The 20639-nt window shown below is 56.0% G+C and carries 18 protein-coding genes; 15 read left to right on the forward strand and 3 right to left on the reverse strand.

The window, feature by feature from the left end:
• Positions 1-46: 46 nt before the first annotated feature.
• The 7 genes from ACFQPC_RS03700 (at position 47) to tadA (ending at position 6581) form a co-directional block, all read left to right on the forward strand.
• The gene (locus ACFQPC_RS03700; RefSeq protein ID WP_382270248.1) at positions 47-1651 is read left to right on the forward strand and encodes a cytochrome ubiquinol oxidase subunit I; all 1605 of its coding nucleotides are present in this window, start codon (positions 47-49) and stop codon (positions 1649-1651) included.
• A complete protein-coding gene (cydB, locus tag ACFQPC_RS03705) occupies positions 1648-2802 on the forward strand; it encodes a cytochrome d ubiquinol oxidase subunit II (RefSeq protein ID WP_382270249.1) in 1155 nt (384 codons plus the stop codon). The genes ACFQPC_RS03700 and cydB overlap by 4 nt, the downstream gene beginning before the upstream one ends.
• Positions 2803-2875: 73 nt before the next feature.
• Positions 2876-3001 (forward strand): cytochrome bd-I oxidase subunit CydX, encoded by a 126-nt coding sequence (gene cydX / locus ACFQPC_RS03710; RefSeq protein WP_012079865.1) that lies wholly within the window; start codon positions 2876-2878, stop codon positions 2999-3001.
• A gap of 169 nt (positions 3002-3170) precedes the next feature.
• Positions 3171-4802, forward strand: a complete 1632-nt coding sequence (locus ACFQPC_RS03715) for a Na+/H+ antiporter (RefSeq protein ID WP_382270250.1) — start codon at positions 3171-3173, stop codon at positions 4800-4802.
• Between the two features lie 198 nt (positions 4803-5000).
• Positions 5001-5636 (forward strand): 7-carboxy-7-deazaguanine synthase, encoded by a 636-nt coding sequence (gene queE / locus ACFQPC_RS03720; RefSeq protein WP_382270251.1) that lies wholly within the window; start codon positions 5001-5003, stop codon positions 5634-5636.
• A gap of 6 nt (positions 5637-5642) precedes the next feature.
• Positions 5643-6092, forward strand: coding sequence for a 6-carboxytetrahydropterin synthase QueD (gene queD / locus ACFQPC_RS03725; RefSeq protein WP_012079862.1), 450 nt, complete (start codon positions 5643-5645; stop codon positions 6090-6092).
• A gap of 9 nt (positions 6093-6101) precedes the next feature.
• On the forward strand, positions 6102-6581 hold the full coding sequence (gene tadA / locus ACFQPC_RS03730) for a tRNA adenosine(34) deaminase TadA (RefSeq protein ID WP_382270252.1): 480 nt from the start codon (positions 6102-6104) through the stop codon (positions 6579-6581).
• Here tadA and ACFQPC_RS03735 read toward each other — a convergent pair.
• Together ACFQPC_RS03735 and ACFQPC_RS03740 are read right to left on the reverse strand one after the other, a co-directional pair.
• Entirely contained in the window at positions 6559-7371 is an 813-nt protein-coding gene (locus tag ACFQPC_RS03735) for a YggS family pyridoxal phosphate-dependent enzyme (protein ID WP_382270253.1), read from the reverse strand. The genes tadA and ACFQPC_RS03735 overlap by 23 nt on opposite strands.
• Positions 7371-8612 carry a benzoate/H(+) symporter BenE family transporter gene (locus ACFQPC_RS03740; RefSeq protein ID WP_382270254.1) on the reverse strand — a complete coding sequence of 414 codons (1242 nt, stop codon included), beginning with the start codon at positions 8610-8612 and terminating at the stop codon, positions 7371-7373. The genes ACFQPC_RS03735 and ACFQPC_RS03740 overlap by 1 nt, the downstream gene beginning before the upstream one ends.
• 98 nt (positions 8613-8710) lie before the next feature.
• Here ACFQPC_RS03740 and pdxR point away from each other — a divergent pair, with 98 nt between their 5' ends.
• The 7 genes from pdxR to nadC all read left to right on the forward strand — a co-directional run bounded on the left by pdxR (position 8711) and on the right by nadC (position 17052).
• A complete protein-coding gene (gene pdxR / locus ACFQPC_RS03745; protein WP_382270255.1) occupies positions 8711-10219 on the forward strand; it encodes a MocR-like pyridoxine biosynthesis transcription factor PdxR in 1509 nt (502 codons plus the stop codon).
• An 86-nt stretch (positions 10220-10305) separates the two neighbouring features.
• A complete protein-coding gene (locus ACFQPC_RS03750) occupies positions 10306-11106 on the forward strand; it encodes an esterase/lipase family protein (RefSeq protein ID WP_382270256.1) in 801 nt (266 codons plus the stop codon).
• 50 nt (positions 11107-11156) lie between these two features.
• Positions 11157-12068 (forward strand): alpha/beta fold hydrolase, encoded by a 912-nt coding sequence (locus ACFQPC_RS03755; RefSeq protein WP_382270257.1) that lies wholly within the window; start codon positions 11157-11159, stop codon positions 12066-12068.
• 3 nt (positions 12069-12071) lie between these two features.
• Positions 12072-13034 carry a muramoyltetrapeptide carboxypeptidase gene (gene ldcA / locus ACFQPC_RS03760; protein ID WP_382270258.1) on the forward strand — a complete coding sequence of 321 codons (963 nt, stop codon included), beginning with the start codon at positions 12072-12074 and terminating at the stop codon, positions 13032-13034.
• 176 nt (positions 13035-13210) lie between these two features.
• Entirely contained in the window at positions 13211-14812 is a 1602-nt protein-coding gene (locus tag ACFQPC_RS03765) for an ABC-F family ATPase (RefSeq protein WP_382270259.1), read from the forward strand.
• 231 nt (positions 14813-15043) lie between these two features.
• Positions 15044-16183, forward strand: a complete 1140-nt coding sequence (nadA, locus tag ACFQPC_RS03770; RefSeq protein ID WP_382270260.1) for a quinolinate synthase NadA — start codon at positions 15044-15046, stop codon at positions 16181-16183.
• Entirely contained in the window at positions 16180-17052 is an 873-nt protein-coding gene (gene nadC / locus ACFQPC_RS03775) for a carboxylating nicotinate-nucleotide diphosphorylase (RefSeq protein WP_382270261.1), read from the forward strand. The genes nadA and nadC overlap by 4 nt, the downstream gene beginning before the upstream one ends.
• A gap of 240 nt (positions 17053-17292) precedes the next feature.
• Here the strand turns inward: nadC and nadB are convergent, their stop codons facing one another.
• Complete coding sequence (gene nadB, locus ACFQPC_RS03780; RefSeq protein WP_382270262.1) at positions 17293-18897, reverse strand: L-aspartate oxidase; 1605 nt, start codon at positions 18895-18897, stop codon at positions 17293-17295.
• A gap of 410 nt (positions 18898-19307) precedes the next feature.
• On the opposite strand from nadB, the gene ACFQPC_RS03785 reads away from it, so the two are divergent.
• The gene (locus ACFQPC_RS03785; protein ID WP_382270263.1) at positions 19308-20627 is read left to right on the forward strand and encodes a dicarboxylate/amino acid:cation symporter; all 1320 of its coding nucleotides are present in this window, start codon (positions 19308-19310) and stop codon (positions 20625-20627) included.
• Positions 20628-20639: the final 12 nt, after the last annotated feature.

Raw genomic sequence — 20639 nt, forward strand, 5'->3', positions numbered from 1 at the left:
CAACAGTTGAATACGACGAAGAATTCAAGTCATTAAAGGGAGCTACATGGAACTCGATATTGTTTCTTTATCACGGCTACAGTTCGCCGCCACGGCGCTGTATCACTTTCTCTTTGTCCCCCTTACGCTGGGGCTTTCCATCTTGCTGGCTATCATGGAGACGGTCTATGTCATGACCGGCCGCGTCATTTGGCGCGACATGACCAAGTTCTGGGGTACGCTGTTCGGCATCAATTTTGCGATGGGTGTGGCTACCGGCATCGTGATGGAATTCCAGTTCGGCATGAACTGGAGTTACTACAGCCATTACGTCGGCGACATCTTCGGCGCGCCGCTGGCGATTGAAGGTTTGATGGCCTTCTTCATGGAAGCCACCTTCGTCGGCTTGTTCTTCTTTGGCTGGGACAAGCTGTCCAAGGTAGGACATTTGATCACCACCTGGGCCGTTGCCATCGGTTCCAATTTCTCGGCATTGTGGATTTTGATTGCGAATGGCTGGATGCAAAATCCGGTCGGCGCCGTCTTTAATCCGGACACCATGCGCATGGAAGTCAGCGACTTCTTCGCGGTGTTGACCAATCCGGTGGCACAGGCCAAGTTTGTGCACACGGTGTCGGCCGGTTATGTCGCCGCTTCGATTTTTGTCCTCGGTATCTCCGCCTGGTATGTGTTGAAGGGACGTCACCTCGATATCGCCAAGCGTTCGATGACGGTTGCAGCTTCGTTCGGCCTGGCTGCATCGCTGTCGGTAGTGGTGCTGGGTGACGAGAGTGGTTACCTGTCGACCGAACATCAAAAGATGAAACTGGCTGCAATCGAAGGTATGTGGGAGACACAGGATGCACCTGCGTCTTTCACGCTGATCGGTTTCCCGGACCAGGAAGCGCGTGAAAATCATTACGCCATCCATATCCCTTTCATCATGGGCCTGATCGGTACCCGTTCACTGGATACCACCATCCCGGGCATCATTGAATTGGTTGAGCGTGCTGAAGGCAGGATTTCGAACGGACTGAAAGCCTACGACGCCTTGCAGCAGATACGCGCACAAGGCGGCACGAAAAATATCTCGCATGACTTGCGTGCGCAGTTTGAAGATAACGGCGGTGATCTCGGTTATGCCTTGCTGCTACGGCGCTATGTCGATGATCCCTTGAAGGCGACGCCGGAGCAGATCGAGAAGGCGGCCTGGGATACCGTGCCGCATGTGTGGCCGCTGTTCTGGAGCTTCCGCATCATGGTGGCGATCGGCATGTTCATGATCGCGCTGACGGCTACTTTCTTCGTGTTGTCGGCACGGCGTCAACTTGATCGCCATCGCTGGTTGCTGAAGGTCGCCGTGTGGTCGATACCATTGCCATGGATCGCGATTGAAGCCGGCTGGCTGGTGGCGGAATTCGGCCGGCAGCCGTGGGTGATTGAAGGGGTGTTGCCAACTGCTGTAGCGGTATCCAACCTCGGTATCAAGACACTGTTGATTACGCTCGCCGGTTTCATTGCGATCTACACGGTGTTGCTGATCATTGAGCTGAAATTGCTGTTCAAGATAATACGCAAGGGCCCTGTCGATGAGCATGTACCTAATGAAGGCGTCAATGTTGTTCACGCCAATCAACCATCAGCACCAACTTCCGTCGTGGAGCCACTATGATTTTGCATACACTTATCGACTATGACGTTTTACGTCTGATCTGGTGGGCCCTGATCGGGGTGCTGCTGGTCGGTTTTGCCGTGACTGACGGCTTTGATTTGGGCAGCGGTATTTTGCTGCCATTCGTTGGTCGCACCGATCTGGAACGGCGCGTCGTCATCAATAGCGTCGGGCCGGTATGGGAAGGCAACCAGGTCTGGCTGATCCTCGGTGGCGGTGCGATTTTCGCAGCGTGGCCACAGCTATATGCAGTCGCTTTCTCCGGTTTTTATCTGGCGATGTTTGCGATCCTGACCGGCTTGATTTTGCGGCCGGTGGCTTTCAAGTTCCGCAGCAAACGTGAAGATCCGGCATGGCGTGCACGCTGGGACTGGGTCTTGTTCTTCAGCGGCTTTGTGCCGACGCTGATCTTTGGCGTGGCGCTGGGCAATGTGTTGCAGGGTGTGCCGTTCCGTCTCGAACCCACCATGCATATTTTTTACGATGGTAGTTTCTTCGGCCTGCTGAATCCGTTTGCCGTGTTGTGCGGACTGGTCTCGATTGCAATGCTGGTGATGCATGGCAGCGCCTGGTTACAGTTGAAGACGGATGGTGCAGTAGCGGGGCGTGCACGTAACTACGGCAGCCTGGCCGCGATCGCTACCATCCTGTTCTATGCAGTCGCTGGGTTGCTGCTGTGGAAGTATATCGACGGCTATCGCATCAGTAGCGAAATCGATCGATTCGGACCATCGAATCCATTACTGAAAACGGTGGAAGGTCATGCCGGTGCATGGTTCGCCAACTACGCGGCGCATCCATGGACGATGGCAGCACCAGCTGCAGGTTTTATCGGTGCACTGGGCGCTTTTATCGGCCTGCGTTTCCGCCGTGAAGTATTTGCCTTGCTGTGCAGCAGCCTGAGTATCAGCGGCATCATCCTCAGCGTGGGTGCTTCGATGTTCCCGTTCATCCTGCCTTCGTCCATTGATCCGCGTGCCAGCCTGACGGTATGGGATTCGTCATCCAGCCATTTGACGCTGTTCATCATGCTGGTCGTGACAGCAATTTTTATCCCGCTGATCGTGGCGTACACCACCTGGGTGTATCACGTGTTGTGGGGCAAGGTCGATGAAAAAGAGATACGTGAAGAAACCGGACACGCTTATTGAAGCATGGGCATTTCATAGCCGCTGCCGCCTGCGGGTGGCAGCAAAGACTAGCTAAGGATAAGGAAAAAATATTATGTGGTATTTCTCATGGATGCTGGGTTTGCCCCTTGCGGCTGCCTTCGCGGTACTGAATGCAATGTGGTATGAACTGATGGACGATGAGGCTATCCGCAAGGAAAAGCTGAACAAGCCTTCATAGTTTGCAGTAAAGGATGGACATGCATTGCGTTGCAATCCATGTCCATTTCCGCCAGACGGCGTAAAATCGATACCCTGCATGTCCGGCCACGGATATGCATCCTTTCTCCGGCGTTGCTGATTCGTAGCAGCGTTTTAGCTCAATTGGCTATTCTTGAAACCAGGGTTAGATGCACACCGTCACGATCATCCTCATTTTGCTTCTTGCCGTGGTGGCGAGTGCCTTCGTAGCCCGCCTGCTGCCGATCAAAGTTCCCTTACCACTCGTACAGATCGCCACCGGCATCGTGCTGTCCTATGGTTTCGGCATCAGCGTGCCGCTGGATCCGGAATTCTTTTTCCTGTTTTTCATTCCGCCTTTGCTATTCCTCGACGGCTGGCGCATTCCCAAGAGCGCCTTCTTCCGTGATGCGCGTCCCATCGTGACGCTGGCGATCGGCCTGGTTTTATTTACCGTGGTCGGTATGGGGTACTTCATACACTGGATGATTCCGGCAATTCCGCTGGCGGCGGCTTTTGCATTGGCGGCCATCCTGTCGCCGACCGATCCGGTGGCGGTTTCCGCGATTGCTTCGCAGAGTCCGATTCCATCGCGCCTGATGCATATCCTCGAAGGCGAGTCGCTGCTCAATGATGCATCCGGCCTGGTGTGTTTCCGCTTTGCCGTGGCGGCGGTGATTACCGGCAGCTTTTCCTTGCTGGATGCATCACTGGAGTTTTTGCAGGCAGCCGGTGGTGGCTTGCTGGTCGGTATTGCGGTGGCGTGGCTGATCGGCATTTTGAATCGCTGGCTGGTGGCGGCGGTTGGTGAAGACCCGGGTACGCAAATCCTGATCAGCTTGCTGGTGCCGTTTGCGGCCTATCTCGGTGCCGAGCATATCGGTAGTTCCGGCATCCTGGCGGCAGCGGCCGCCGGTATCACTATGCACTATGCCGACCTGGTAGGGCGCCGGCTGGCGGCGACGCGCATGCAACGTCGTGCGGTGTGGGACACGATACAAATGGCTTTGAATGGTGTCATCTTTGTGATCCTGGGTGCGCAATTGCGTGCCACGGTAGAGGGTTTGCCGGGTATCGCACTGGAAATGGGTTTGAGCACCGCATGGTGGCTGGCCTTTTATGTATTGGCGATTACCGTGGTATTGGCCGTGCTGCGCTTCCTGTGGGTCTGGGGTTCGCTGAAGTTCACCGTTTTCAAGGGTAAGCGCAACGAAGACGAGGAAATCGTCAAACCGCCGTTCAAATTATTGCTGGTGACGGCTTTTGCCGGTGTGCGTGGCGCGATTACATTGGCCGGTATCCTGACTTTGCCCTTCTTGCTGCCGAATGGTGCGGAATTCCCGGCCCGTGATTTATTGATCTTCCTGGCCAAAGGCGTGATCCTGCTGTCCTTGCTGACGGCCAGTATCGCTTTGCCTTTGCTGACGCGCGACCTTGAGTTTTCGCCGGAACCGGTGATCGGGGCCGGTGAGGGGCAGGCGCGTGCGGCAGCGGCGGAGGCGGCGATACGCCGTATCGAGCAATTGACGCAAACCATGAGCGCCAACGATGCGTACTCGGAGGCGGCGGCACGGATTACCGAGTTGTACCAGCGCCGGCTGGATTACGGCAACGAGGGCGATGAAGCGGCACGTATCCAGTTACAGGCCGAAGCGGAACGCAGCCTGCGGCTGGAAGCGATACGGGCGGAACGTGATGAATTGTTCCAGATGTGGCTCAATGACAAGCTCGATGATTCGGTGCACCAGCATCTATTGCGCGAACTGGACCTGATCGAGGGCGCCTTATCACGCGCAGACTAAGTTCGGTATTTGTCCGGCGCAACGCGTGAAAAGGTCGGCTGGTCTATAATAGCGGCCTTCGACCATGCCATTAAAACCACATCTGGCAGCCAATTGAGCTGCCCGGATAGTCTGGTTCAGCCATCGTGACGGTGGCAGCAAGTCCTTACGCAACTATGCTGGCCATAGGGCGCTTATTTAATTACATCGGCACACAAAGTGACTTATAGCGTAAAAGAGATTTTCTATACACTGCAGGGCGAGGGCGCGCACGCCGGACGGCCTGCGGTGTTTTGTCGCTTTTCCGGCTGTAATTTGTGGACCGGACGGGAAAGCGATCGCGCTACTGCTGTGTGCCAGTTTTGCGATACCGACTTTGTCGGTACCAATGGCGAGGGCGGCGGCAAATTTGTCGATGGTCCGACCCTGGCGAATACGATTAATGCCTTGTGGCCGGAGTCTTATGCGGCGAGCAAGTATGTCGTGTTTACCGGTGGTGAGCCTTTGCTGCAGCTGGATACGGAACTGATAGATGCGATGCATGCAGTCGGTTTTGAAATTGCCATCGAAACCAATGGCACCTTGCCGGTGCCGACAGGTGTCGACTGGATCTGCGTCAGCCCGAAAATGGGCTCGCAACTGGTGGTGCGCAAAGGCAGCGAACTAAAGGTCGTGATCCCGCAGGTGGAACAATCGCTGGCGGCCTATGAAGCACTGGATTTCGAACATTTTTTCGTGCAGCCGATGGATGGCCCGCTGGCGGAACAAAATACCAGGCTTGCGATTGACGTCTGCAAACGTAATCCAAAGTGGAAGCTGAGTTTGCAGACCCATAAACTTTTACAGATACCGTAACTCCCTATGTTGACTATTACCCGCAAGCTGGAATTCGATGCCGGCCACCGCATTCCCGACCACAAAAGCCAATGCCGCAATTTGCATGGCCATCGCTATACGCTGGAAATCACCTTGCTGGGTGAGGTAATCGATGTCGAGGGTAGCTCCGACAACGGCATGATCATGGATTTTTCCGACATCAAGGCGCTGGCGAAAGAGCACCTGGTCGATGTCTGGGACCACGCTTTCCTGGTGTATGAAAAAGATGCGAAGGTCAGGGAGTTCCTTGAAAGCATACCGGGCCACAAGACCGTCATCATCGATCGTATTCCTACCGTGGAAAACCTGGCGCAAACTGCATTCAACATCCTGAATGCTGCGTATCAGGATCGCTTCGGTACCGGCTTGCGCCTGCACAAACTGGTGCTGCATGAAACACCGAATTGCTGGGCCGAAATCACGGCTGAAGGCTGATCTCTGACCATGCAAGATGCACTCTTCATGCAACAGGCGCTGGAGCAGGCGCGCCATGCATGGACCCTGGGCGAAGTCCCGGTCGGTGCTGTCGTGGTCAAGGATGGCGTCGTCATCGCAACTGGTTATAACCAGCCGATAGGCAAGCACGATCCCACCGCACATGCTGAAATCATGGCTTTGCGTGCGGCGGCTACCGCTCTCGGTAACTATCGTTTGCCGGGTTGCGAACTCTACGTCACGCTGGAACCGTGCGTAATGTGTTCCGGTGCCATGATGCATGCTCGCCTGGCGCGCGTGATATTCGGTGCGCCCGATCCCAAAACCGGAGCCTGCGGTTCCGTAGTCAATCTCTTCGAGCAAAACCAGCTCAATCATCACACCCAATTCACTGGCGGCGTGCTGGCCGAAGAATGCAGCAGCTTGCTGAAAGAATTCTTTGCCGAACGTCGCAAGGCAGCCAAGTCTATTCCTTCCGAAGCAGACTGATTTCGCCTGGCCAGTAATAGCTATCCGGCATAGGTCGCGCACCAAAGATAGCCTGGCCGACACGTACTACCGTAGCGCCTTCCTCTATCGCAATCTCGTAATCACCAGACATACCCATCGACAGTTCATCCAGGCTGATGCCAGCGGGTGCGCTTTGCCGCAGTTGCTCACGCAGCGTGCGCAGTAAGAAGAAGCACTGGCGTACGCGTTCCTCATCAATCGAGAACAATGCCAGCGTCATCAGGCCGCGTACGCGTAATGCGCTGTAGCTCGGCAATGCCTGCACAAAAGCAGCGACGTCGGCCGGAGCCAGGCCGTACTTGCTGGTTTCGCCGGAAGTGTTGACCTGCACGAACACATCCAAGGAGCGGCCTTCGATTTGCAGGCGCCTATCCAGCGCCTCAGCCAGTCGCAGGCTATCCAGTGCCTGGAACTCGGTAGCGAAGCGTGCGACGAGTTTGGCCTTGTTGCTTTGCAGATGGCCTATTACTGACCAATGCAGATCGCTCAGGTCTTGCATCGCTTCCCATTTGTGATGCGCCTCCTGCACTTTGTTCTCGCCCAGCGTGCGGCAACCGGCAGCGTAGGCCAGGCGCAGGCTGGCTTCGGGTTTGGTCTTGCTGACTGGCAGTAGTCGTACTTCTGCCGGATCGCGTCCGACGCGGCGGCAGGCTGCCGCTATGCGTAGCTGTACCGCTGTCAGATTACGTGCAAAATCTTCGACCGTAGTGGCGGCTGGATAACGACCATGCTGGCCATGCTGCGTGAGGGTGTCGACAGGCCCGGACATTATTTTCTCCTCTTGTTGACAGGTGTGGCGGCAAAAGCGGAACGCCATGTCTTTTGCGGCATGCGGCCATTCAATACTGCATAAGCCAGCAAGCCGATGACCAGCCCCCAGAACGCACCACCTATACCGAGCAGGGTGATGTTGGCCGCGGCAGCGAGGAAGGTGATCAGCGCAGCTTCACGCGTCCGTGCGTCGGCCATGGCGCTGGCCAGGCTGCCGCCTATGGTGCCGAGCAGTGCGAGACCCGCCAGTGTGGTGATGAAACTGGCCGGGAATGCCATGAAGACCGCCGCCAGCGTCACGCCAAACACGCCTACAAAGATGTAGCACACACCTGCAGCGATGCCTGCTATCCAGCGCCGGGACGGATCTTCGTGCGCCTCGCGCCCAGTGCAGATGGCGGCAGTGATCGCCGCAATGTTGAAAGCGTGCGAACCAAACGGTGCCATCAACAGGGAGCCCAGCCCGGTCAGCGTCACGATGGGATTGGCGCTGGTCCGGTAGCCATCGTTGCGCAGCACCAGCATGCCCGGCATGTATTGACCTGTTAGCGTGATCAGGAACAGTGGCAACGCCACGCTTAGCAAGGCGTTGAGCGAGAACATGGGCATGGTGAAAACAGGTGCCGCCAGTTTCAGGCTCAGCCCCGACAAATCAACGCGATCCTGTGCCAGCAGGAAGGCCAGTCCCAGCAGCAGGATGCCCACCACCGCATAGCGTGCAGCACAGCGCCTGAACACCAGATAGGCTGCGATCAGCAAGCCGGTAAGCAAAGGATCCAGGCTCATGCCACCGAAAGCGCCAATGCCGAATTGCAAGAGGATGCCGGCCAGCAGTCCGGCAGCCACACCGGGAGGTATCAGGCGGATGACGCGCTCGAACCAGCCCGACAATCCCAGCAACACGAATGCCGCCGCCGAAACCATGTAGGCACCGACGGCTTCGGCATAGGGCGTGGTCGCCAGGGCGGTGACCAGGAAGGCTGCTGCCGGGGTAGACCAGGCGGTAATAATGGGTTCGCGTGACATCCAACTGAGGATGAGTCCGGTCACACCCACACCTATCGAAATCGACCATACCCATGAAGCCGTCAGCTCCGGGCTGAGATGAGCCGCTTTGGCTGCCTGAAATACCAGAATGAAAGTGCCGCCGTAATTGACGATGACGGATATCAGTCCGGCGACGATAGGATGGCTGAGATCGTTCCAGCTTAAGGATGAGCGGGTAGGGATGGATGACATGGCTGATGCTGATTTCTGAGATATGGATGAAGGACTGTAGTTATAGCTTTAAAATGGCCGTATATTCCCCGCCATTTTTGCAATGAGGTGCAGACCAATTGTTTAAGCACGCCCAACTTGAATCAGTCAAAACCTGGCTGATTGACCCTGCGCATGAAGGCTTGCCACTGCACGCGCGGGTGCAACGCGCGATACGCCAGCTGATACTGGACGGTGCGCTTGATGTGGGTCGGCCATTGCCTGCATCGCGTGCGCTGGCACAGTCATTGGGCGTATCGCGGGATACAGTTGAGTCCGCCTACGGCCAGCTGCATGCGGAAGGTTTCATAGAACGACGTGTCGGTAGTGGCAGCTATGTGTCCGAACGCATGCAACGTTTGCCGGGGCGGGGCAGGCCCAGGCGCACGGTAGTGGAGCGTGGGACTACGACGCGTATCAGCCAGCGCGGCAAGGCGATGTTTCAGGGTGGTGGTGTGCGTGATTTCTTTACGCCACGGCCGTTTGCCCCGGGTGTGCCGGAAACCCGCAGCTTTCCGCTCCAGACCTGGGAACGTTTGCAGCGGCAGGTGTTGAAGGAATACGGCACGCAAGCCTTGCTGCACAGTCCGCCGCAGGGCATGGAGCAGTTGCGACGTGCCATCGCCGACTACGTCAATCTTGAACGCGGTGCACGTGCCACGCCCGAGCGTGTGCTGGTGTTGACCAGTTCGCAGCAAGCGCTGACCTTGTGTGCGACGGTGTTGCTGGATGCAGGTGAGCGTATTTTCATCGAAGACCCGGTCTACCACGGAGCGCGCAAGGCTTTTGATGCGGCGGGACTGGAGTGTGTGCCTGTGCCACTGGATGCAGATGGCTTGCGGGTGGAGCGCATGCTGGAATTGGCACAGACGACGGACCAGGTCCCGCGGGCCGTGTTCCTGACACCTTCGCATCAGTTTCCTACCGGCGCCACGCTGGCGCTGGACAGACGGCTGGCCGTCATCGAATGGGCGCGGCAACAGCAGGGCTGGATCATCGAAGATGACTACGACAGCGAGTTTCATTATGAAGGCAAGCCTACCGCCTGCGTGCAGGGACTGGATCAATATGAGCGGACGATTTACATAGGCACCTTCACCAAATCCCTGTTCCCCGGTTTGCGTATAGGCTATATGGTGCTGCCGTCACAACTGGTCGCGCCGATGACCGTGGCACGTACTTTGCTGGATGGACACAGTGCGCCGATACCGCAACTCACGCTGGCGCGTTTCATCGAAGGCGGGCATTTCGGTGCCCATATCCGCACCATGCGCGCTGTCTATGCCGAGCGGCGCGATGTGCTGGTGCGTCTGGTGCAACTACACTTGTCCGACTTCGTGGAAGCGCGGGTACCGACCGGCGGCATGCAGATGCCATGCGTATTCATCCGCGACATTCCCGAGCACGCTGCGGTGGAAGCCGCACGCAAGGCTGGCATCGACGTGCTGGGTTTGACCGGGCTGCATGCATCCAAACGACACAAGACTGGTTTACTCGTGGGCTTTGCCGCGCATGCCCCGCATGAGCTGGAAATCGCCATCAGGAAGCTGGCGCAAGTACTGCGCACCTTGTGTCCTAAGGACAAATAGGGCTGCCCAAGCTGTTTTGGCCCGGGGTTGAACCACAGGCGCGGTGCGTACTCCAATCCTTAATTCCTTGATTTGGAGCGCGCACGATGGATACAAATCGTTTCACGGCGGCAAGTAATGAAGAGGGCGCACTCAAACCTCCCAGCATGTTGTTACTGGCGCTGGAAGGGCGTGCACCATGGGAGCTGGGGGCCGCTTTACTGGCCGCGCCCATGCTCAAGGACGTTCCGGCCGGTGACGGTCATCCGGTCATGGTCTTGCCTGGCTTGCTGGCCGGCGATGCATTGACCTTTTTCCTGCGCAGGTATCTGCGTAATTGCGGTTATGAAGCATATGCGTGGAAACAGGGATTGAACCTCGGTCCGCGTGCAGGTTTGCTTGAACGTTGCATTGCCCGCGTCAGGGAGTTGAGTGAAAAACATGGACAAAAGGTCAGCCTGATAGGCTGGAGCCTGGGTGGCATCTATGCGCGCGAGATTGCGAAAGCGCTGCCTGAGCATGTGCGTTGCGTGATTACATTGGGTTCGCCATTCACCGGTCATCCGACGGCGACCAATGCCTGGCGTTTGTACCAGATGGTCAGCGGCAAACCGGCGATTGATGAAGTGCAGATTGCCGAACTGAAGAAAACGCCGCCGGTACCGACCACCTCGATTTTCAGTCGCACCGATGGTATTGTGTCATGGCAATGCTGCGTAGAGCAGGAAACCGACCAATCGGAAAATATCGAAGTGCATGGCAGCCATACCGGCATGGTTGCCAATCCGACAGTGCTATACGCGTTGGCGGATCGCCTGGCACAGCCGGAAGGTCAATGGCAGCGCTTCGATCACCGTGGTCATCAAGGTGTTAAAAAAATGATTTATCGTGATCCGCAACGTAGCTAGCGCATCGCTAATCACTTCTGTCGCATCTGTAATCCTTAGAAAGTTTCGCCTTGCCGACTATCCATGTAAATAATGTAGACATTGCATATGAAACCCAGGGTAATCCAGCTGACCCGCCCATCCTCCTAATCATGGGTTTGGGCATGCAGCTTATCTCATGGCCTGCAGCTTTTTGCGATGGCCTGGTACGCCAGGGGTTTTACGTCATTCGTTTCGATAACCGCGATAGTGGCTTATCCAGCAAATTCCATCATTTGGGCAAGCCGAATACGCTGCTGTCCCTGATCAAAATGTCCTTCCGCATTCCGCTTACCGCCGGCTATACACTGGATGATATGGCGGCCGATGCGGTGGCCTTGCTGGATGCGCTGGAGATAGAGCGCGCCCATATCGTCGGCGCTTCGATGGGCGGCATGATTGCGCAAATCATTGCAGGCAAGTATCCGGAACACACACTCAGCCTGACTTCCATCATGTCTACCAGCGGCCGGCGCGGTTTGCCGGGTCCGACCAGGGCGGCGCGCAAGGTTTTATTTAGCCGGCCGCCAGATCCCAGCGACCAGCAAGCTGTGATCGATCATTTCGTCCGGACCATGGAAGTGATCGGCAGTCCCGCTTATCCGGTCGCGCATGAAGTCTTGCAGGAGCGTATTACGCAAAGCGTGCAGCGCAGCCTGGAACCGATTGCAACGACGCGGCAATTGCTGGCAATCGGTGCTTCCGGCGATCGCGTCGATTTGCTGAAAACAGTACAGGTACCGACGCTGGTCATCCACGGTTCCGATGATCCTTTATTGCCGGTCGCTTGCGGTCGTGAAACCGCAGAACTGATACCGAATGCCGTGCTGCAGGAAATCGACGGCATGGGCCACGATTTGCCGGATGGCTTGAACGATCATTTATCGCAACTGATAGGCGAGCATTGTCATGCCGCCGCCAAGCTCTATGGTCCTACCGAATAAAATATGAATGCAGAATTGAATCAAACCGTGCGCCTGCTGAATGCTGAGCGTGTCGAGCGCAAGCCGATAGTGATAGGCCTGGTGGCCGCCAGTGGTTACGCAGTGGATGCTGAAGCGGTGGAGCGGGGCATCGCAAATTTGCAGGCGCAGGGTTGTACCGTCAAAAACTTCAGTGATGCCGCCAGAAAATTCCAGCGCTTCGGTGCTACCGATGACGAACGCATCGCACAACTGTATGCGGCGGCACAGGATCCTGAAGTCGATATCGTCATGGCGCTGCGTGGCGGTTATGGCTTGACCCGTTTGTTGCCTGAACTGGATTTCAAATTGCTGGCCGCGAGCAAAAAGCTGTTTGTCGGACACAGCGATTTCACTGCCTTGCAAATGGGTTTGCTGGCGCAGGCCGGCGCCAGCAGTTTTACCGGGCCGATGCTGTGCGATGACTTTGTGCGCGATGAATTGAGTGCCTACACGCTGAACAACTTCTGGCGTTGCATTACGCAACCGGAGCACACGCTGACGGTACAAGCGAAGGATAATCCGCAGCTCGATGTCAGCGGCACACTATGGGGCGGTAACCTTGCAATGCTGGCGCATCTGGTCGGATCACCTTATTTGCCGCAAGTGCCGGGCGGCATCCTGTTTGTCGAAGACGTCAACGAACACCCGTACCGGGTTGAGCGCATGGTCTTGCAGTTATTGCATGCGGGTGTGCTGGACCGGCAAAAAGCGCTGTTGCTAGGTGATTTTTCCGCGTATCGCCTGACGGATTATGATAATGGCTACGACTTCGAGCAAATGGTCGCCTACCTGCGTTCCCATCTGCCGGTGCCGGTACTGACCGGTTTGCCATTCGGCCATGGTCGTGACAAGGCTACGCTGGTGGCAGGCGCGCAAGCCACGCTGAATTCGCAGGCGGACGGTTTCAGCCTGACCATGCAGGGCTATCCTTTCCTCGCTACATGAGCCACTTCAAATTGATCATCCGGTTCAATTTCTTAAATAAAAAGCAATGAAATCCGGCCCCGGGGCACGGCTGGCAAGGTACGCCGGCCTTGGCAATCCGCCGTTCAGGGCCGTTCACCCCTCTGAGATGATAGAATAGAAGGTTATTCGAATTCATATCCGCAAAGGCTTTATCAGTGTTATCTACAGCTAATATCACGATGCAGTTCGGCCCCAAGCCGCTGTTTGAAAACATTTCCGTCAAGTTTGGCGATGGCAACCGTTACGGCCTGATCGGCGCCAACGGCTGCGGCAAATCCACTTTCATGAAAATCCTCGGCGGCGACCTCGACCCGTCGGCCGGTACCGTCATGCTCGATCCGAATGAGCGCCTGGGTAAGTTGCGCCAGGATCAGTTCGCGTTTGAAGAAATGCGCGTACTCGACGTCGTGATGATGGGCCACACCGAAATGTGGGCGGCGATGGCAGAACGTGATGCGATTTACGCGAACCCGGATGCGACCGACGACGACTACATGAAGGCAGCCGACCTCGAAGCGAAATTCGCTGAATACGATGGCTACACTGCAGAATCGCGTGCGGGCGAGTTGCTGCTGGGTGCCGGCGTGGCGATTGATTTGCACCAGGGTCCGATGAGCAATGTATCGCCGGGCTGGAAGCTGCGCGTATTGTTGGCGCAGGCACTGTTCTCGAATCCTGACATCCTCTTGCTCGACGAACCGACCAATAACCTGGATATCAACACGATACGCTGGCTGGAAGACGTACTCAACGAGCGCAATTCCACCATGATCATCATTTCCCATGATCGTCACTTCCTGAACCAGGTCTGTACGCACGTGGCCGATATGGATTACGGTACGCTGAAAATTTACCCGGGCAATTACGACGACTACATGTTTGCATCGACGCAGGCACGTAACCAGCAATTGGCGAACAACGCGAAAGCGAAAGACAAGGTTGCCGAGTTGCAGGAATTTGTCCGCCGTTTCGCAGCGAATAAATCGAAAGCGCGCCAGGCAACATCGCGCGCCAAGCAAATCGAAAAAATCAAGGTCGACGATATCAAACCATCGTCACGCGCTTATCCTTTCGTGCGTTTCGACGGCGAGAAAAAGCTGCATCGCCTGGCGGTGGAAGCAGAGACAATCAGCAAGGCATTCGATCGCCAATTGTTCAAGAACTTCAGCATCATGGTTGAAGCGGGCGAACGTATTGCGATCATCGGTGCCAACGGCGCTGGTAAAACCACTTTGCTGCGCAGTATCGGTGGTGAAGACATTACCGGCTTGTCGGCGGACCAGGGACGTGTCAAATGGGCGGAGAACGCCAACGTCGGCTACATGCCGCAAGACCCGACCGAAGACTTCGCCAGCGACAAGAACCTGACCGACTGGATGGGCCAATGGACGCAGGAAGGCGACGACGATCAAGCGGTGCGTTCCATCCTTGGCCGTTTGCTGTTCGGTGGTGATGACGTCAAAAAATCGGTCAAGGTTTTGTCCGGTGGTGAAAAAGGCCGCATGACTTACGGCAAACTGATGCTGGGTCGCCACAACGTCTTGCTGATGGATGAACCAACCAATCACATGGATATGGAGTCCATCGAATCGCTGAACATTGCGCTGGAAAAATATGCCGGCACCTTGATCTTCGTTTCGCATGATCGCGAATTCGTATCGTCGCTGGCTACCCGCGTGCTGGAAGTAAAAGACGGTGAAATCATCGACTTCCAGGGTACCTACGAAGAATATTTGACCAGCCAAGGCATCGAATAAGACTGCAGCTTGAAAAAGCGCGGCGTGGATCTGTTCCCCGTCGCGCTTTTTTACATGCGCTTATATGCGCGTCATTGCATTCGGGCTACAACGCTCAGTTGTAAATGGCGCTACAATTCGACCACGAGGCCGTTCCTGTATAGCAGGGATGTGGCCAGGCAAGAGGTCCGCTTATACCCTCCGGTAGCGGCAGCAACAGATAAACCATCGCATTCAAGTATTCGACCAGCCATGCAAATCCAGCCAATCAAAACCGTTGAATTCGAACGTCCTGCCATGCAGAGCGGCACCAGCTGCACTGCACAAGCATGGGCGCGTACACCGGCCGTACCATCGCCGGAAGAAAAAATTGCACTCAAGGAACGTATCAAGCGTTTGTTGAAAGAGCGCGAAGCCGTCCTGGTCGCGCATTACTACGTCGATTCGGACTTGCAGGACCTGGCCGAAGAAACCGGTGGCTGCGTTTCCGATTCGCTGGAAATGGCGCGTTTTGGGCGTGACCATCCGGCCAAGACTTTGGTGGTCGCCGGCGTGAAATTCATGGGCGAAACCGCCAAGATCCTGAGCCCGGAAAAAACCATCCTGATGCCGGACCTGGACGCGACTTGTTCGCTCGACCTCGGTTGCCCGACCGATGAGTTTTCCGCATTCTGCGATGCACATCCGGATCGCGTAGTGGTGGTGTATGCAAACACCAGTGCCGCAGTCAAGGCACGTGCCGACTGGATGGTGACTTCGTCGATCGGCCTGAAGATCGTTGCACATCTGCATGCGCAAGGTAAAAAAATACTGTGGGCACCGGACAAGCATCTCGGTGGTTACATCCAGAAGCAAACCGGTGCCGACATGTTGCTGTGGCAAGGTTCCTGCCTGGTACACGATGAGTTCAAGTCGATAGAACTGGAATTGCTGAAGAAAGAACATCCGCTGGCGAAAGTGCTGGTGCATCCGGAGTCGCCGGCTTCGGTCGTGGCCCTGGCCGATGCCATTGGTTCGACGTCGCAACTGATACATGCAGCGCAAACCATGGATGCGCCGGAATTCATCGTTGCGACCGACAACGGCATCCTGCACAAGATGAAAGCGGCGGCACCCGGCAAGATCTTCATCGATGCGCCTACCGCCGGTAACAGCGCCACCTGCAAGAGCTGTGCGCATTGCCCATGGATGGCGATGAATGGTTTGCAGAACCTGGCCGATGTATTGGAATCCGGTCGCAATGAAATCCATGTTGATCCGGAAATCGGTCGCAAGGCGACGGTCTGTATCGATCGCATGCTGGACTTCGCGGCGGCAGAAAAAACCAATGTGCGTCCATCCAGTGATCTGGCGAAAGAACAAAAACTGTTTTCAGGAATAGGACCGGCATGAGTTTGTTGCGCAATCCCTTTGCTCCTTTCGATGCTGCACTGGCTGCGGCGTTTGAGCGCAATATCGAAGCAGCGCTGGCGGAAGATGTCGGCACCGGTGACGTCACCGGCAAGCTGGTACCGGAGCAGGAAATCGTCCATGCACACGTGATCGTGCGTGAAGCGGCAGTGCTGTGCGGCGCGCCATGGTTTGAATGCGTGATGAAGCGCCTCGATGCACGCATCAAGATCACCTGGCATTACGCCGAAGGCGATGTGATGACAGCTGACAGTGAAGTCTGCTCGATTGAAGCACCGGCGCGCGCCTTGTTGACCGCAGAACGCTCGGCGCTGAACTTCCTGCAGTTGTTATCAGGTGTTGCCAGCGCGACACGTGAATACAGCGGCATCGTGGCCGGTACCAAGGCGGCCATCCTGGATACGCGTAAAACGCTGCCAGGGCTGCGTCTGGCGCAGAAGTATGCGGTACGTGTCGGCGGTGGCAAAAACCAGCGCCTGGCGCTGTATGACGGCATCCTGATCAAGGAAAACCATATTGCCGCTGCCGGTGGCGTACGTGCAGCGATGGAAGCGGCATTGGCGCTGAAGGCAGGCGTGACGATACAGATCGAGGTGGAGAACCTGGCGGAGCTGAAGGATGCGCTGGATGCTGGTGCGGAATCGGTGTTGCTGGATAACTTTTCGCTGGCGGATATGCGTGCAGCGGTTGCATTGACGGCGGGACGTGCTTTACTGGAAGCCTCGGGTGGGATCAACCGTGAGACCTTGAGGGCGATTGCCGAGACTGGTGTCGATCGTATTTCGATTGGCGCTTTGACCAAGGATATACGGGCTACTGATTATTCTTTGCGGATTGTGGAGAGTAAGTGATAGCTTGGGTGTTTTAAAAAAAGCCGCTTTTAGCGGCTTTTTTATTGCTTGTTTGGTTTATGTTCTGGGTTGAGATTCTGTACTTTCTTCGAATTGGCGCAGTATGCCGGGCTACCCCCGGCAACCCAAGTCTGATCGAAGAAAAAACAGTATCAGCAACGTATAAAAGAAAATAAACCTGCAAATAAAAAATGCCGCCCAGTCAAAAACTGAACGGCATTTTTATCAAGCAAGGCAATTTTAATGCTTGCGATCCGGCGACAACACGCTAGGCAAAGCCTTAGGCAAGGTATCCGGATAATCACGGCTGAAATGCAGGCCGCGGCTTTCACGGCGTGACAGCGCGCTGTTGACGATCAATGATGCGACTTCGACCAGGTTCCGCAACTCCAGCAAATCCGGTGTGATACGGAAATTCGCGTAATACTCGTCGATTTCTTCCTTCAGCAAACGGATGCGATGCTGCGCCCGTTCCAGACGCTTGGTGGTACGTACGATACCGACGTAGTTCCACATAAAGCGACGCAACTCATCCCAGTTATTGGCAATGATGACTTCTTCATCCGCATCAGTGACACGGCTTTCATCCCAGGCGGGCAGGGTGCTGAGCTTTTGCTTCGGTTGCTCATCGATGTATTTCGCGGTGGCGCGACCCAGCACCAGGCATTCCAGCAGGGAGTTGCTGGCAAGACGGTTGGCGCCGTGCAGACCGGTGTAGGTTGCTTCACCCACCGCGTACAAGCCGGGCAAGTCGGTACGGCCCGAGAGGTCGGTGATGATGCCGCCGCAGGTGTAATGCGCCGCAGGGACGACCGGGATCGGCTGCTTGGTCATGTCTATGCCCAATTCCAGGCAACGCGCCATGATGGTCGGGAAGTGTTCTTTCAGGAATTCCGGTGATTTGTCGCTGATGTCGAGGTCGACATAATCCAGACCGCGTTTTTTCATTTCGGCATCGATGGCACGGGCGACGATGTCGCGCGGTGCCAGTTCGGCGCGCTCATCATGCGCCGGCATGAAACGCTTGCCACCATCACGACCGGCGCTGACCGGCAGTTTCAGCACGCCGCCTTCACCGCGTACCGCTTCGGTGATCAGGAAGGATTTGGCGTATGGGTGATACAGGCAGGTCGGGTGGAACTGGATGAATTCCATATTGGCGATACGGCAACCGGCACGCCAGGCCATCGCGATGCCGTCGCCGGTCGCGGTATCCGGATTGGTGGTGTAGAGGTAAACCTTGCCGGCACCGCCGGTCGCCAGCACCGTGTGCTCGGCGGCGATGGTGATGACTTTGCCGCTTTTAACGTCTTGTACATACAGGCCGAGGCAGCGTGGGCCGTTTTTCTTCTGGTCCAGCTTGTCGGCGGTGATGACGTCGATTGCGTAGTGATGTTCGAGCAGCGTGATGTTCGGGTGCGCGCGGACTTTTTGTTCCAGCGTGACTTGTACCGCATGGCCGGTGGCATCCGCGGCGTGGATGATGCGGCGCTGGCCGTGGCCGCCTTCACGCGTCAGGTGGAAGCCGAGTTCGGCGGTCGGGTCGGGTGTGAACGGCACGCCTTGCTTGATCAGCCATTCGATGGCTTCACGGCCGTGTTCGACGATGAAACGGGTCGCTGCTTCGTCACACAGGCCACCGCCGGCAACCAGGGTGTCGGCCACGTGTTCGTCCACGCTGTCATGCGAATCGAGTACGGCGGCGATGCCGCCCTGGGCCCAGCTGCTGGCACCGTCGAGCAAGGCACGTTTGGAAATGACCGCTACCTTGCGGGTTTCGGCCAGGTGAAGGGCGACGGAGAGTCCTGCCAGTCCACTGCCGACAATCGCGACATCAAATTTCATAGATATTCTTAAGTAAAAATAAGTTTGCCCATGAATATATTCGATTTGGCTAAATGTCGTGCATTTAGTGCGCCAAACGCGGATTGTTCCGGGCGAATGTGAGGAAGATGTTAAAACGGCGAGCTGAGCCTTATGGGCCGCTGTGGTGCCAAACGCTTTTCGCTATGTTACCGCAATGTGACCGCAGGTAAATAGCGCAAATACGCTTGTTTAAAGGACTTTGTCAACGCGGCAGGGGTGGTTCAGGGGCGAATTATTTGTCTTGTGCAGGTGAATCTTTTTCCATCCGGGCTGCCTAAAAAGGGTCTAGCATGGTATTTGCCGGACATAGCAACGGTCTATATTGAGGCGTGCCTGTCATCGATAGACACAGGCTCAATCGGGGTCTTCAACCTTAACGAGAAGAACAAATGAAAAAGCCACCTCTTTATAAATCCCTGTATGCACAAGTCATAGTTGCCATCATCATCGGTGTCCTGCTCGGGCACTTCCTGCCTGAGACCGGGACCGCGATGAAGCCGCTTGGAGATGGCTTCATCAAACTCATCAAGATGATTATCGCGCCGGTTATTTTCTGTACGGTCGTCATTGGTATCGCCGGTATGGAAGATATGAAGAAAGTTGGCAAGACCGGCGGCCTGGCACTCCTTTACTTTGAAGTCATGAGCACCGTCGCCTTGCTGGTCGGCCTGATTATCGTCAACGTCCTGCAACCGGGCGCCGGCATGAATGTCGACATCAGTACACTGGATACCGCCAGCCTGGCTTCTTACACTGCACCCGGCAAGCTGGAGACGGTGACCGAGTTCGTGATGCATATCATCCCGATGAGCATGATAGATGCCTTCGCCAAGGGTGATGTGCTGCAGGTGCTGCTGGTCTCGGTACTGTTTGGTTTTGCCCTGCAAAAGCTGGGTGGGCGCGGCACGCTGGTGTTCGACTTCATAGAAAAAATCTCGCACGTACTCTTCACCATCGTTGGTTTCATCATGCGCGCTGCTCCTATCGGTGCCTTCGGTGCAATGGCATTTACGATAGGCAAGTACGGTATCAGCTCGCTGCTATCGCTTGGCAAGTTGATGGGGGCCTTTTACCTGACCTGCCTGTTCTTTATCTTCGTGGTACTTGGCATCGTTACCCGCCTGCACGGTTTCAGCATCTGGAAGTTCGTTAAATACATCAAGGAAGAGTTGCTGATCGTGCTCGGTACTTCTTCGTCCGAATCGGTCTTGCCGCGCATGATCGCCAAGATGGAAAACATGGGCGCGAAAAAATCCGTGGTCGGCCTGGTGATTCCTACCGGTTATTCTTTCAACCTGGATGGCACGGCAATTTACCTGACGATGGCTGCGGTATTTATCGCACAGGCGACCAATACGCCTATGAGCCTGATGCAGCAGGTCACGCTGCTGGCAGTCTTGCTACTGACGTCCAAAGGTGCGGCAGGGATTACCGGTAGCGGCTTTATCGTGTTGGCGGCAACCTTGTCTGCGGTGGGGCATGTACCGGTGGCCGGGCTGGCGCTGATCCTGGGTATCGACCGTTTCATGTCGGAAGCACGTGCCTTGACCAATACCATCGGTAATGGTGTCGCGACCCTGGTGGTGGCGAAATGGGTGGGTGACCTGGATATGGAACGCCTGCATTCTGAGTTGAATAATGAAAGTCCGCAAGCCGCGGATCAACCGGAAAAAATCCTCGACCAAACCAATACCAAGCTGGGTGCTTGAAATAAGAAGTTT

Source organism: Herminiimonas glaciei (genome assembly GCF_042664955.1).
Classification (GTDB): domain Bacteria; phylum Pseudomonadota; class Gammaproteobacteria; order Burkholderiales; family Burkholderiaceae_D; genus Oxalicibacterium; species Oxalicibacterium glaciei.